Origin of the sequence: Kitasatospora sp. NPDC048545 (genome assembly GCF_040651155.1) — a bacterium.
Taxonomy (GTDB): domain Bacteria; phylum Actinomycetota; class Actinomycetes; order Streptomycetales; family Streptomycetaceae; genus Kitasatospora.
The window spans coordinates 38,583-51,288 of record NZ_JBEZIQ010000065.1 but is presented as its reverse complement, the minus strand read 5'-3'; the positions used below and the strand labels follow the sequence as shown (position 1 = coordinate 51,288).

Annotated in this window: 12 protein-coding genes; 8 read left to right on the top strand and 4 right to left on the bottom strand. The window is 72.4% G+C overall.

Features of this window, described 5'->3' with window-relative positions; translation table 11 throughout:
* Positions 1–314: 314 nt before the first annotated feature.
* The 4 genes from AB0D10_RS39070 to AB0D10_RS39055 all read left to right on the top strand — a co-directional run bounded on the left by AB0D10_RS39070 (position 315) and on the right by AB0D10_RS39055 (position 4,897).
* A complete protein-coding gene (locus AB0D10_RS39070) occupies positions 315–2,912 on the top strand; it encodes a sensor histidine kinase KdpD (RefSeq protein WP_360265463.1) in 2,598 nt (865 codons plus the stop codon).
* A gap of 109 nt (positions 2,913–3,021) precedes the next feature.
* Positions 3,022–3,702 (top strand): response regulator, encoded by a 681-nt coding sequence (locus AB0D10_RS39065; protein WP_360265460.1) that lies wholly within the window; start codon positions 3,022–3,024, stop codon positions 3,700–3,702.
* A gap of 65 nt (positions 3,703–3,767) precedes the next feature.
* Positions 3,768–4,175: an OB-fold nucleic acid binding domain-containing protein gene (locus tag AB0D10_RS39060; RefSeq protein WP_360265457.1), complete on the top strand. Its 408-nt coding sequence runs from the start codon at positions 3,768–3,770 to the stop codon at positions 4,173–4,175.
* 2 nt (positions 4,176–4,177) lie between these two features.
* Positions 4,178–4,897: a DUF3159 domain-containing protein gene (locus tag AB0D10_RS39055; protein WP_360265454.1), complete on the top strand. Its 720-nt coding sequence runs from the start codon at positions 4,178–4,180 to the stop codon at positions 4,895–4,897.
* A gap of 69 nt (positions 4,898–4,966) precedes the next feature.
* Here AB0D10_RS39055 and AB0D10_RS39050 read toward each other — a convergent pair whose 3' ends face one another.
* Together AB0D10_RS39050 and AB0D10_RS39045 are read right to left on the bottom strand one after the other, a co-directional pair.
* A complete protein-coding gene (locus AB0D10_RS39050) occupies positions 4,967–5,638 on the bottom strand; it encodes a TrkA family potassium uptake protein (RefSeq protein ID WP_360265451.1) in 672 nt (223 codons plus the stop codon).
* Positions 5,638–6,306 (bottom strand): TrkA family potassium uptake protein, encoded by a 669-nt coding sequence (locus AB0D10_RS39045; RefSeq protein WP_360265448.1) that lies wholly within the window; start codon positions 6,304–6,306, stop codon positions 5,638–5,640. The genes AB0D10_RS39050 and AB0D10_RS39045 overlap by 1 nt, the downstream gene beginning before the upstream one ends.
* 247 nt (positions 6,307–6,553) lie before the next feature.
* On the opposite strand from AB0D10_RS39045, the gene AB0D10_RS39040 reads away from it, so the two are divergent.
* Both AB0D10_RS39040 and AB0D10_RS39035 read left to right on the top strand, forming a co-directional pair.
* Positions 6,554–8,629 (top strand): APC family permease, encoded by a 2,076-nt coding sequence (locus tag AB0D10_RS39040; protein WP_360265477.1) that lies wholly within the window; start codon positions 6,554–6,556, stop codon positions 8,627–8,629.
* A gap of 437 nt (positions 8,630–9,066) precedes the next feature.
* Positions 9,067–10,362 carry a class I SAM-dependent RNA methyltransferase gene (locus AB0D10_RS39035; protein ID WP_360265475.1) on the top strand — a complete coding sequence of 432 codons (1,296 nt, stop codon included), beginning with the start codon at positions 9,067–9,069 and terminating at the stop codon, positions 10,360–10,362.
* Positions 10,363–10,496: 134 nt separating this feature from the next.
* On the opposite strand, the gene AB0D10_RS39030 is transcribed toward AB0D10_RS39035, so the two are convergent.
* Positions 10,497–10,694 (bottom strand): hypothetical protein, encoded by a 198-nt coding sequence (locus AB0D10_RS39030; protein ID WP_360265445.1) that lies wholly within the window; start codon positions 10,692–10,694, stop codon positions 10,497–10,499.
* 327 nt (positions 10,695–11,021) lie between these two features.
* On the opposite strand from AB0D10_RS39030, the gene AB0D10_RS39025 reads away from it, so the two are divergent.
* Complete coding sequence (locus tag AB0D10_RS39025) at positions 11,022–11,258, top strand: toxin-antitoxin system HicB family antitoxin (protein ID WP_360265442.1); 237 nt, start codon at positions 11,022–11,024, stop codon at positions 11,256–11,258.
* Entirely contained in the window at positions 11,255–11,683 is a 429-nt protein-coding gene (locus tag AB0D10_RS39020) for a fic family toxin-antitoxin system, toxin component (RefSeq protein ID WP_360265439.1), read from the top strand. Before AB0D10_RS39025 ends, AB0D10_RS39020 begins: the two co-directional genes overlap by 4 nt.
* 88 nt (positions 11,684–11,771) lie before the next feature.
* On the opposite strand, the gene AB0D10_RS39015 is transcribed toward AB0D10_RS39020, so the two are convergent.
* Entirely contained in the window at positions 11,772–12,629 is an 858-nt protein-coding gene (locus AB0D10_RS39015; RefSeq protein WP_360265436.1) for a GNAT family N-acetyltransferase, read from the bottom strand.
* Between the last annotated feature and the right edge of the window lie 77 nt (positions 12,630–12,706).

Genomic DNA, 12,706 nt, shown 5'->3' with positions numbered 1-12,706 from the left:
GCAGGGGGGACCCTGTGGGAGAGTAGGACGCCGCCGAACAATCTTTGTGAAGAACCCCCATCCGGATTCCGGATGGGGGTTCTTCGCGTTTCCCGTAATTCGACCGGACGTCGGCCGGACAGCACCCTCGGAGCCGACCGGATCCCTGCTGAGTGACCCCCGCCGAGTGGCTGGTCCACCGTCAATATGCCGCTAAAACCGCCTGATCGGTGGACTGATCAGCGGAAAATCGCTGCTCACGCCGTAGTCTCGAAGGAAGGGGAACAGGTGTCCGGGGGTGGCTCCCGGGCACGGCCGGATAAAGAATGGTGCTCATGGGACGAGGCAGGCTGCGCATCTACCTCGGGGCGGCCCCCGGGGTCGGCAAGACGTACGCCATGCTCGCCGAGGCGCACCGGCGGCACGAGCGTGGCACGGACGTCGTGGTGGCGTTCGTGGAGGACCACGGCCGCCGGCGGACCGCGGACATGGTCGCCGGGCTGGAGGTCGTGCTGCGGCAGCAGGTGCTGCACCGGGGTGCCAGGTTCTCCGAGATGGACCTGGACGCCGTCCTCGCCCGCCGCCCGCAGGTGGCGCTGGTGGACGAGCTGGCCCACACCAACGTGCCCGGCTGCCGCAACGAGAAGCGCTGGCAGGACGTCGAGGAGCTGCTGGCGGCCGGGATCGACGTGATCTCCACCGTCAACGTGCAGCACCTGGAGTCGCTGGGGGACGCCGTCGCCGGCATCACGGGGGTGCGCCAGCGGGAGACCGTCCCCGACGAGGTGGTCCGGCGGGCGGATCAGATCGAGCTCGTGGACATGTCCCCGCAGGCGCTGCGACGGCGGCTGGCGCACGGCAACGTGTACGCGCCGGAGAAGGTCGACGCGGCGCTCGCCAACTACTTCCGCCCGGGCAACCTGACCGCGCTGCGCGAGCTGGCGCTGCTGTGGACCGCGGACCGGGTCGACGAGTACCTGCAGAAGTACCGGGCCGAGCAGGGCATCGAGCGCACCTGGCAGGCCCGGGAGCGGATCGTGGTCGGTCTGACCGGCGGCCCCGAGGGGGCGACGCTGATCCGCCGGGCGGCCAGGATCGCGGCCCGGGTCTCCGGCGGCGAGCTCCTCGCCGTCCACATCTCCCGGTCGGACGGGCTGGTGGGTTCCGGCTCGCCGCAGGCGCTGATCGAGCAGCGTGCGCTGGTCGAGAACCTCGGCGGCTCGTTCCACGCGGTGCTGGGCGACGATCCGGCGGTCGGTCTGCTGGACTTCGCGCGGGGGGTGAACGCCACGCAGATCGTGCTGGGCACCAGCCGCCGGCCGGGCTGGCAGTACCTGTACGGGCCGGGCGTCGGCACCACGGTCACCCGGGAGGCCGGGGACATCGACATCCACATGGTCACGCACGAGCACGCCGGGCACGGGCACGGCAGGACACCTGTCCGCCGGATCACCGACCTGGGCCGGACCAGGACGATCGCGGGGTGGCTGATCGGGCTGGCCGGTCCGCCGCTGATGGCGGTCGTGCTGACCGCGATCGGCGGGCTGGGGCTCTCCACCGACATGCTGCTGTTCCTGTCGCTGACGGTGTGCGCGGCGCTGGTGGGCGGGCTGCTGCCGGCGATCGGCTCGGCACTGGTGGCCTCCTCGGTGCTGAACTACTACTTCACGCCGCCGCTGCACACCTTCACCATCAGCGAGCCGCAGAACATCATGGCGGTGGCGATATTCACCATCGTCGGGATATCGGTGGCGTCGGTGGTGGACCTGGCGGCCCGGCGGACCCACCAGGCGGCCCGCAGCCAGACCGAGGCGCAGACGCTCAGCGCGCTCGCCGGCACGGTGCTGCGGGGCGCGCCGAACGGGGACGGCGTGCTGACGGCGTTGATGGAACAGGTCCGGGAGACCTTCGGGCAGGAGAGCACGGCGCTGCTGGAGCGTCCGGACCCGCTCGGCCCGTGGGTCCCGGTGGCCACCGCCGGGCCGCGGCCGCCGGAGCGGCCGGAGGAGGCCGACGTGGACGTCCAGGTCGGCGACAGCCTGGCGCTGGTGCTGCGCGGCCGGGTGCTGCCCGGCGCCGACCGGCGCCTGCTCGGCGCCTTCGCCGCGCAGGCCGCCGTGGTGCTGGAGCGTCGCCGGCTGGCCCGGGAGGCCGCCGCGGCCCGGCGGGAGGCCGAGGGCAACCGGATCCGGACCGCCCTGCTGGCCGCCGTCTCGCACGACCTGCGCACCCCGCTGGCGGGCATCAAGGCCTCGGTGAGCTCGTTGCGCTCGGCGGACGTCGACTGGGACCCGGAGGACGAGGCCGAGCTGCTGGCGGGGATCGAGGCCGGGGCCGACCGGCTGGACCACCTGATCAACAACCTGCTCGACATGAGCCGGCTGCAGACCGGGACCGTCACCCCGCTGATCCAGGAGACCGACCTGGACGAGGTGGTGCCCTGTGCGCTCGGCGGCGTGGCGCCGGAGTCCGTCCGCCTGGACGTCCCGGAGACGCTGCCGATGATCCGGGCCGACGGCGGACTGCTGGAGCGCTCGCTGGCCAACCTGGTCGAGAACGCCGTCAAGTACAGCCCGGAGGGCGTCAAGGTCCTGGTCAAGGCCGATGCGCTGGAGCAGCCGGGGATGCCCGGCCGGGTCGAGCTGAGGATCGTCGACCGCGGCCCGGGGGTGCCCGAGGAGGCCAAGGAGAGGATCTTCGCGCCGTTCCAGCGGTACGGGGACGCGCCGCGCGGCGCCGGCGTGGGCCTCGGGCTCGCGGTGGCGCGCGGCTTCGTCGAGGCGATGGACGGTAGCGTCACCGCCGAGGACACCCCCGGCGGCGGTCTCACGATGGTCGTCAGCCTGCCGGCCGTCGAACGGCCGCCCGACCCGGAGGAGCCGGGTGAGCCGACCGGCGACGGGAGCGATCCGGTCTCGGAACCGGTCCCGTGAGAACCGCCGGCGCACCCGTCGGGCCCGTTGCTCCCCGGCGCCGTGCGTCGTACCGCAAGCCAGTCCCACAGTCCTGGAACCAGACAGCCCCGAAAGGCGGAGCCCGCACATGACCCGGGTCCTCGTCGTGGACGACGAACCGCAGATCGTCCGCGCGTTGGTGATCAACCTCAAGGCCCGCAAGTACGAGGTGGACGCGGCCCACGACGGCGCGAGCGCCCTGGAACTGGCCGCGGCCCGCCATCCGGACGTCGTCGTCCTGGACCTGGGCCTGCCCGACATGGACGGGGTCGAGGTGATCCGGGGCCTGCGCGGCTGGACCCGGGTGCCGATCATCGTGCTGTCGGCCCGGCACGCCTCGGACGAGAAGGTCGAGGCCCTGGACGCCGGCGCCGACGACTACGTGACCAAGCCGTTCGGCATGGACGAACTGCTCGCCCGGATGCGGGCCGCCGTGCGGCGGGCCGAGCCGGTGGCGGGGGAGGCCGACTCGTTGGTCGTCACCGAGACCTTCACGGTCGACCTCGCGGCCAAGAAGGTCAACCGGGACGGCGTCGACGTACGCCTCACCCCGACCGAGTGGCACCTGCTGGAGGTGCTGGTCCGCAACGCCGGTCGGCTGGTCAGCCAGACCCAGCTGCTGCAGGAGGTGTGGGGCCCCGCCTACCGCACCGAGACCAACTATCTGCGGGTCTACCTCGCACAGCTGCGCCGCAAGCTGGAGCGGGACCCGTCGCACCCGCGCCACTTCATCACCGAACCGGGAATGGGATACCGGTTCGAGAGCTGACCGTCGTTGCCCCCGGTGGCCGAGCGCCCTGCCGCCGGGGGCCCGGAAACCGGTACCCTTCCGGCATGAGTGGTGACAACAGCAGCGGCCAGCCGCAGGGGCGGTTCCGCCGCATGCTCAGCCGGCTGACGTCCTCGGCCGAGGAGCTGCAGGCCGAGGACCTGCGCCAGGAGAGCGCCGCGGAGTCGGGGTGCACACCGATCGCGGGCTGCGCGGACCGCGCGCTGGTCACCGTCGCGGGCACCCTGCGCACGGTGACGCTCCGCCCGCGGGCCGGGGTGCCCGCCCTGGAGGCCGAACTCTTCGACGGCACCGAGGCGCTGGACGTGGTCTGGCTCGGCCGTCGCTCGATCGCGGGCATAGAGCCCGGCCGCAGGCTGGTCGCCAGCGGTCGGATCAGCCACGCACGCGGGCGCCGCGTGCTGTTCAACCCCCGCTACGAGCTGCGTCCGGTCGGACACGGGAGCGAATGAGCGTGAGCAACCAGCCCGGCGGCGACGCCGCCCAGCTCGACCTGACCCACGACGCGGCGGCCGAGGAGGCCGCCCGCAGGGCCGCCTCCAAGGAGGCCGCCGACACGGTCCTGAAGGCCTTCGGCGGCGTACGCGGCATGATCGACATGACGCTGCCCGGCCTGGTCTTCATCATCACCTACAACATCACCCACCAGGTCAGCACCTCGGCGTGGGCCGCGCTCGGCCTGAGCGCCCTGTTCGTGGTGGCCCGGCTGGCGAAGCGGGAGACCATCCAGCACGCCTTCAGCGGGGTGTTCGGCGTCGCGCTCGGCGCCTGGATCTCGATGAAGAGCGGCAAGGCCGAGGACTTCTACCTGCCCGGTCTGCTCTGGAACGTCGGCTACTGCATCGCGCTGGCGGCCTCCGCCCTGGCGCGCTGGCCGATGATCGGGGTGATGCTCGGCCCGATCACCGGCGAGATGTTCACCTGGCGCAAGGAGAACCCGGGTCGGCTGGCCGCCTACACCAAGGCGACCTGGGCCTGGGTGGCGATCATGGGCCTCAAGCCGGTGATCCTCTTCCCGCTGTACTTCACCCACAACGTCAACCTGCTGGGCTGGCTGAAGGTCGCGCTCGGCATCCCGCCGCTGCTGCTCGCGATGTACGTCACCTGGCAGATCCTGCTGAAGGCGCCGCCGCCGATCAAGGTGCCGCTGGACGATGAGGAGCCGGCGAAGTAGCCGCTCCCGCACGGCGGAGGGCCCGCACCCGAGTTCGGGGTGCGGGCCCTCCGCCGTTGCGGTCGGTCGCTACTGTGCGCCGGAGATGGGGGACAGCAGGTCCTCCAGCTCCTCCTCGCGCTCCTGCGCGGCGACGAAGAGCAGCTCGTCGCCGCCCTCCAGGGTGTCGTCCTTGCCCGGCACCAGGACCCGGCCCTCGCGGATGATGGTCACCAGCGCGGTGTCCTGCGGCCAGGCCACGTCGCCGACCCGGGTGCCGACCAGCTCGGTGTCGGAGGCCAGGGTCAGCTCGACCAGGTTGGCGTTGCCCTGGCTGAAGCGCATCAGGCGGACCAGGTCGCCGACGCTGACCGCCTCCTCGACCAGGGCGGACATCAGGCGCGGCGTGGACACGGCCACGTCCACGCCCCAGGACTCGTTGAAGAGCCACTCGTTCTTCGGGTTGTTCACCCGGGCGACCACTCGCGGCACCGCGTACTCGGTCTTGGCGAGCAGCGAGACGACCAGGTTGACCTTGTCGTCGCCGGTCGCGGCGATCACCACGTGGCAGCGCTGCAGGGCGGCCTCGTCCAGCGAGGTGATCTCGCAGGCGTCGGCCAGCAGCCACTCCGCCATCGGCACCCGCTCCACGGAGATGGAGTTGGGGTTCTTGTCTATCAGCAGGACCTCGTGGCCGTTCTCCAGCAGCTCGCCCGCGATCGAGCGGCCCACGGCACCGGCCCCGGCAATGGCGACCCGCATCAGTGACCCTCCTCCTTCGGCCCCTGCGCGAACGCGGCCTCGACGGCCGTCAGGTCGGCCCGGCGCAGCATCACGTGCACCAGGTCGCCCTCCTGCACCACCATCTGCGGCGTGGGCAGGACGCCCTCGCCGAGTCGGGTGACGAACGCCACCCGCGCGCCGGAGGCCTCCTCCAGCAGGCTGATCCGGTGGCCGACCCAGCGGGGGTCGTACGCGACCTCGGCCATCTGCACGCCGCCGCTGGGGTCCTGCCACAGCGGCTCGGCGCCGCTCGGCAGCAGCCGGCGCAGCATCTGGTCGGCCGTCCAGCGGACCGTCGCGACGGTCGGGATGCCCAGGCGCTGGTACACCTCGGCCCGGCGGGGGTCGTAGATCCGGGCCGCGACGTTCTCGACGCCGAAGTTCTCCCGGGCCACCCGCGCGGCGATGATGTTGGAGTTGTCGCCGCTGGAGACCGCGGCGAACGCGCCGGCCTCCTCGATGCCCGCCTCGCGCAGGGTGTCCTGGTCGAAGCCGACACCGGTCACGCGGCGCCCGTTGAACCCGGCGCCCAGCCGACGGAACGCGGTCGGGTCCTGGTCGACCACGGCCACCGAGTGGCCCTGTTTCTCCAGTGCTCTGGCGAGGGCTGAACCCACGCGGCCGCAGCCCATGATGACGATGTGCACCGGCGCTACCTCACCCGTCCCGTCAGGGTACTGACCTGCGCAAACACCGTTCATCTCCCTTTCCCGCCCGGTCGTCCGGGGCGAGCGTTCTCGTGGGGCGCCGGTCCCGGCAACACCCGACAATCCGAGTGTTGCCCACCGACTCGTATCCGACACGCTAGCCGGTCCGTAGAACGCAGTCGCGACGAAGGGGGGGACAAACGGCGGAGCCTTGTCCGGGGAGCCCCTACGATTCCTTAACGTGCCTATGCCGAAAGACCTTCCGAAACGCATCCTGATCGGGCGTGCCCTTCGCAGCGACAAGCTCGGGGAAACACTTCTCCCGAAGCGGATCGCGCTGCCCGTCTTCGCCTCGGACGCGCTCTCCTCGGTCGCGTACGCCCCCGAGGAGATCCTGCTCACCCTGTCCATCGCGGGCGCCTCGGCGATCCACTTCTCCTGGCAGATCGGCCTCGTCGTCGCGATCGTGATGCTCGCCGTGGTCGCCTCGTACCGGCAGAACGTGCACGCCTATCCCAGTGGTGGCGGCGACTACGAGGTCGCGACGGTCAACCACGGACCCAACGCGGGTCTGGTGGTGGCGAGTGCCCTGATGGTCGACTACGTCCTCACCGTGGCAGTGTCGACCACCTCGGGCGTCGCCAACGTGGTCTCCGCCGTTCCCGCGCTACGTGGCCACGAGCTGACCCTGTCGGTGATCCTGGTCATCCTGCTGATGGGGATGAACCTGCGCGGCGTGCGCGAATCCGGTACCGCCTTCGCCGTTCCCACCTACGCCTTCATGATCGGCGTGATCGGGATGGTCGGTTACGGCGTGTTCCGGCACTACGTGCTGGGCCAGGACATGCCCGCCGAGAGCTCCGGCTTCCACCTCATGCCGACGCCCGGCAACGAGTCGCTCGCCGGCTTCGCGATGGTCTTCCTGCTGCTGAAGTCCTTCTCCTCCGGCTGTGCCGCGCTCACCGGCGTGGAGGCGATCTCCAACGGCGTGCCGGCCTTCCGCAAGCCCAAGAGCAAGAACGCTGCCACCACGCTGCTGCTGATGGCGAGCATCGCCGTCGTGATGTTCATGGGCATCATCTGGCTGGCCCGGCTGACCGGCGTCCAGATGGCCGAGAACCCGGCCGAGCAGCTCGGCGGCGCCTCGGCCGACTACCACCAGAAGACCGCGCTGGCCCAGATCAGCGAGGCCGTGTTCAGCAACTTCACGCCCGGCTTCTACTTCGTCGCCGCCGTGACCGGCCTGATCCTGGTGCTGGCCGCCAACACCGCCTTCAACGGCTTCCCGGTGCTCGGCTCGATCCTGGCCCAGGACCGCTACCTGCCCCGCCAGCTGCACACCCGCGGCGACCGGCTGGCCTTCTCCAACGGCATCATCCTGCTGGCGATCGCCGCGATCCTGTTCGTCATCGCCTTCGACGCCGACCCGAACCGGCTGATCCAGCTCTACATCGTCGGCGTCTTCGTGTCCTTCAACATGAGCCAGTCCGGCATGATCCGGCACTGGACCCGGCTGCTGCGCACCGAGACCGACCCGACCAAGCGCCGCCACATGCAGCGCAGCCGGGCGATCAACACCTTCGGCCTGGTGATGACCATGGCCGTGCTGATCGTCGTCCTGGTCACCAAGATCAGCCACGCCTGGATCGCGATCGCGGCGATGGTCGTGCTGTTCGTGATGATGAAGGGCATCCGGCGCCACTACGACCGGGTCTCCGAGGAGCTCATCGCCGCCGAGGAGGCGGACGACGTCGTGCTGCCCACCCGGGTGCACGCCATCGTGCTGGTCTCCAAGCTGCACAAGCCGGCGCTGCGCGCCCTCGCGTACGCCAAGCTGGCCCGGGCCCACACCCTGGAGGCCGTCTCGGTCAACGTGGACCCGGCCGACACGGCGGCGCTGCGGCAGGAGTGGGACGAGCGCGGCATCGAGGTGCCGCTGAAGGTGCTGGACTCGCCGTTCCGCGAGATCACCGGGCCGGTCCTGGACTACGTGAAGAACCTGCGGCGCAGCAGCCCGCGCGACATCGTCTCGGTCTACATCCCCGAGTACGTGGTCGGCCACTGGTACGAGCACCTGCTGCACAACCAGAGTGCGCTGCGGCTCAAGGGCCGGCTGCTGTTCAAGCCCGGCGTGATGGTCACCTCGGTGCCCTGGCAGCTGGAGTCCTCCGAGCGGCGCAAGCCGCAGAAGGCCTGGTCGGCGCCGGGTGCCGTCCGGCGTGGCGAGCCCCGGGCGCCGAAGGCCGTAAAGTCGAAGGATTCCGTCTCCACCGGTGCGAGCACCGGTGACACCTCCGACCGCAGCAAGGACTCCGCCTCGTGACGCGCAACACTCCGCCCCGCTCCTCGGGCTCCTCCGGCAAGGGCTCCCGCCGGGGCGGCTCCAAGCCCGGGCAGGTCTCCCGGCCGCGCTGGGGCCGGCCGTCCCGTCCGGAGGCCACCGACCGCGACGGCCTGACCGCACGCACCGCGCCGGTCGTCCCGGGGGAGCAGCCGCCGGCCGAGGACCGCAAGCCGGTCCGGGGCGCGGCCGACAAGGGTGCCGGCAAGGGCACGGGCAGCGGGAAGGGCACGGGCGGCAAGGGCGCCGGTGCCGCCGGGAAGGGCACGGGCGGCAAGGGCGCCGGGAAGGGCGCTCCTGCCGACGCGGCCTCCGGTGGTGCCCGGAAGGCCCCGCGCAAGCAGGCGGTGCGTCCGCCGAAGGCGCTTCGCGGTGTCGCCGCGCGGGCGCCGCGGCCCGAGACGCCGTCCGGCGAGCCGCTGGCCGGACAGCGGTACGAGGTCGAGGTCGGCGCCGTCGCGCACGGCGGCGGGCACTGCGTGGCCCGGCACGAGGGGCGGGTGCTGTTCGTGCGGCACGCGCTGCCCGGCGAGAAGGTCGTCGCGCTGGTGACCGAGGGCACCACCACCTCGCGGTTCCTGCGGGCCGACGCGGTGGAGGTGCTGGAGCCGGCCAAGGACCGGATCGAGGCGCCGTGCCCGTTCGCCGGGCCCGGCAAGTGCGGCGGCTGCGACTGGCAGCACGTCACCCCCGGTGGGCAGCGCAAGCTCAAGGCGGCGGTGCTGACCGAGCAGCTGGCCAAGCTCGCCGGGCTCACCCCGGCCGAGGCGGGCTGGGACGGCAGCGTCGAGCCGGTCGGCGGCAAGCTCCCGGCCGGGCAGGTGCCGGCCTGGCGCACCCGGGTCCAGTACGCGGTGGACGCGGAGACCGGGAAGGTCGGCCTGCGCAAGCACCGCTCGCACGACGTGCAGCCGGTGGACCGCTGCCTGATCGCCGCCGAGGGCGTCACCGAGCTGGGCATCGAGTCCCGCGACTGGCCGGGCGTGGCGAGCGTCGAGGTGATCGCCGCGACCGGTTCCTCGGACCGCCAGGTGGTGCTGACCCCGCGGCCCGGCGCGCAGCTGCCGCTGGTCGAGCTGGACAAGCCGGTCTCCATCGCCCGGATCGACGAGCAGGGCGACGCGCACAAGGTGCACGGGCGGAGCTTCGTCCGCGAACGGGCGGCCGGGCGGACCTGGCGGATCAGCAACGGCGGCTTCTGGCAGATCCACCCGGAGGCGCCGGACACCCTGGTCGACGCCGTGCTGGACGGGCTGGACCCGCAGTGGGGCGAGAACGCGCTCGACCTGTACTGCGGTGTCGGCCTGTTCGCGGGCGCGCTGGCCGACCGCGTCGGCGAGGAGGGCGCGGTGCTCGGCATCGAGTCCGCCAAGCAGGCCGTGGTCGACGCCCGGCACAACCTGGCCGCGCTGGACAACGTGCAGATCGAGTGCGACCGGGTCGAGACGCTGCTGCCGCGCACCGGCATCACCGCCACCGACCTGATCGTCCTGGACCCGCCGCGCTCGGGCGCCGGTCGCGAGACCGTCGGGCACCTGGTCGGCCTGGAGGCGCGCCGGATCGCCTACGTGGCCTGCGACCCGGCGGCGCTCGCCCGGGACCTGGGGTTCTTCCGCGAGGGCGGCTACCGGCCGGTGTCGCTGCGGGCGTTCGACCTGTTCCCGATGACGCACCACTTCGAGTGCGTGGCGATCCTGGAGCCGATCGGGGAGTGACCCGGTCCGGCCGGTCGGCCGGTGCGTGCGGCTCGGCTGTCCGGTTTCCCGGCGGCCGGGCCGTTCGGTGTTCGGTGGAGGAGGCGGTACCCGCTCGGCGGGTGCCGCCTCCCTGTCGTTCGGGGCCGGGCCGGTCAGGGCTCGTTGTGTTCCTCCTCGTCGGCGCTGTGCGGAAGGTGGATGCCGTGCTGGGAGGCGAGTCGGAGGAGTGAGGCGATCCGGCCCTCGTACGCCTGGACGCCGTCGGCGTCCCCTTCGGCCCGTGCCGCCGCGAGGTCCTGCCGGGCCAGGGCGAGCTGCTCGCGCAGCTCCTGGTCGAACATGGCTGTCATTGCCGGCCTCCACACCGGTCGGTGCCGCTCAGTGGAACGCTCAGGGGAGTTCAGAGTCCCGGATGGTGAAGGACTCTTCAAGTCTCGCTCGTTCCGGCGGGGGTGGGGCGGCGGTGGACGGGTATGGGAGGTGGGCGGCCCGGGGCGGGGCGGGCGGCGGCCCCGGCGGGCCCCGGCCGGCTCGGACGGTGGGCGCCGCTGACATCCCGGGGACGGTTGCGGGGACGGTTTCGGTGACGGGGAGGTTGCGTGGGGGCGTGCGGCAGGTGTGCGGGCGGGGTGCATGCGCCCTTGTTGTGCTAGCACTTCAGCGCTAGCTTGAAGGACATGGCCAAGAAGCAGCTGAACGTCCGCGTGGACGCCACGACCGCGGAGATAGCCCGGGAACGGGCCGAGCAGCAGGGGATCAGCATGAACCAGTACATCGAGCGCCTGGTCCAGCAGGACATGGGCGAGTCCGGGCGGGCCTTCGTCGACGCGGCCGCGCAGTTCATGAAGGAGTACGAGACGGCGTTCCTCGCCGAGTTCGGGGAGCCGGGCGACCTCCAGGACGTGCGCCGTTGAACCTGGAGGTGGACCTCTCGTGGCTGCTCATGACCGCCGAGCAGTACACGCCCGGTGACCCGCAGGTCACCGACTACGGCTCGCTGCTCGCGGCCGTCACCCGGCACCAGGCCGAGATATTCGACATCTCCGTCTACCCCGAACCGCAGGACCGCGCCGCCGCACTGATGCACCAGCTGATCCGGGTGCCGGCCCTGGAGAAGACCAACGAACTGTTCGCGACCGCCGTCGCGTACGCCTACCTCGTCGCCAGCGGCTGCACCGTCGCCACCACCGCCCGCGAGGTGCGCAGCCTCTCCCGGGCCATCCGCGAGGGGCGGCTCGGGGTGTCCGGCGTCGCCGAGCGGCTGGCGGCGTGGGTGGTGGACGAGGCCGAGGGGGAGGGCGTCAGCGGCGGGGACGACGAGGACGAGGACGACGAGTGACCGTCGGTTCCGTCCTCCCTGTCCTTCCCGTACTCCCTGCCCCTGGCGTCGGAGCGCTCCGGACGCGCTCCGACGCGCTCGACGGGCCCTACGCCTCCGGGGCGGCGGGCTCCGCGATCAGGGCCGTCGCGAACGGGCGGAAGCCCGCCCGGCGGTAGATCCGGGCGACGTCCTCGTCGGCGGCGGACAGGAACACCGTCCGTACGCCGCCCGCCCGGGCGTGCGCGACCAGCGCCGCCGTGACCGCGAGGCCCAGGCCGCGCCGGCGGGCGGAGGGCAGGGTACCCACCCCGACCACCTCGCCGACCGGGCCCACCGGGTTGTACTGGCCCGCGCACAGGGCGTCGCCGCCGTCCAGTGCGGCGGCCAGCACGGTGGTGCCGTCGGTGATCCGCTGCGCGATCCGTGCCACCCCGCCGTCGGCCGTCAAGGTCGCCGCGCTCGCGGCCAGCTCGGTCGCTCCGGCCGGGCCGACAGCGGTGCCGGGTGCGCCGAAGGCCACGTGCGGGACGGCCGCCGCCGCCGCCAGCTCGGACGCGTCCGCGCCCAGCACCCGGACCTCGACGCGCTCCGGCAGCTCGGGCGCGGGCGCGGGCTCGTCCTGCGGGCCGAGCACCAGCAGCGGGTGCTCATGCACGGTCAGGCCCGCTGCCTCGACCGCCGCGCGCAGCTCGGGGTTCTGCTCGGCCACCCACTCGAAGGCCTCCGGCGCACCCAGCTCGCGCTGCCGGTCCAGCACACGGCGGACATCGTCGGCGGTGGCGGCCGGACCGGCGTGGCCGGGCGTCGGGCGCGCGTAGTAGTGCCAGCCGCTCTCGCCCTCGCGGACGAACAGGGTCAGAGGGCCGAAGTCCTCGGCGCGGGCGGCGCTGCGCGGTGCGGCGTCGTAGTAGCGCTCGATCTCGTCGAGCAGCGGGCGGTCAGGTGCATGATCGGCAGGAGTCACGGCGTGCATCCAAGCAGGGGGGCGGTCGGTGTGCCACCGATTTGCGCGCCGGTCCGGCCGGTCGGGCGCCGGTCCGG

What these genes read in the sequence shown, in the direction of transcription:
- AB0D10_RS39070 (WP_360265463.1), top strand. Translation starts at nt 315, where the DNA reads ATGGGACGAGGCAGGCTGCGCATCTACCTCGGGGCGGCCCCCGGGGTC.
- AB0D10_RS39065 (WP_360265460.1), top strand. Translation starts at nt 3,022, where the DNA reads ATGACCCGGGTCCTCGTCGTGGACGACGAACCGCAGATCGTCCGCGCG.
- AB0D10_RS39060 (WP_360265457.1), top strand. Translation starts at nt 3,768, where the DNA reads ATGAGTGGTGACAACAGCAGCGGCCAGCCGCAGGGGCGGTTCCGCCGC.
- AB0D10_RS39050 (WP_360265451.1), bottom strand. Translation starts at nt 5,638, where the DNA reads ATGCGGGTCGCCATTGCCGGGGCCGGTGCCGTGGGCCGCTCGATCGCG.
- AB0D10_RS39040 (WP_360265477.1), top strand. Translation starts at nt 6,554, where the DNA reads ATGCCGAAAGACCTTCCGAAACGCATCCTGATCGGGCGTGCCCTTCGC.
- AB0D10_RS39030 (WP_360265445.1), bottom strand. Translation starts at nt 10,694, where the DNA reads ATGACAGCCATGTTCGACCAGGAGCTGCGCGAGCAGCTCGCCCTGGCC.
- AB0D10_RS39025 (WP_360265442.1), top strand. Translation starts at nt 11,022, where the DNA reads ATGGCCAAGAAGCAGCTGAACGTCCGCGTGGACGCCACGACCGCGGAG.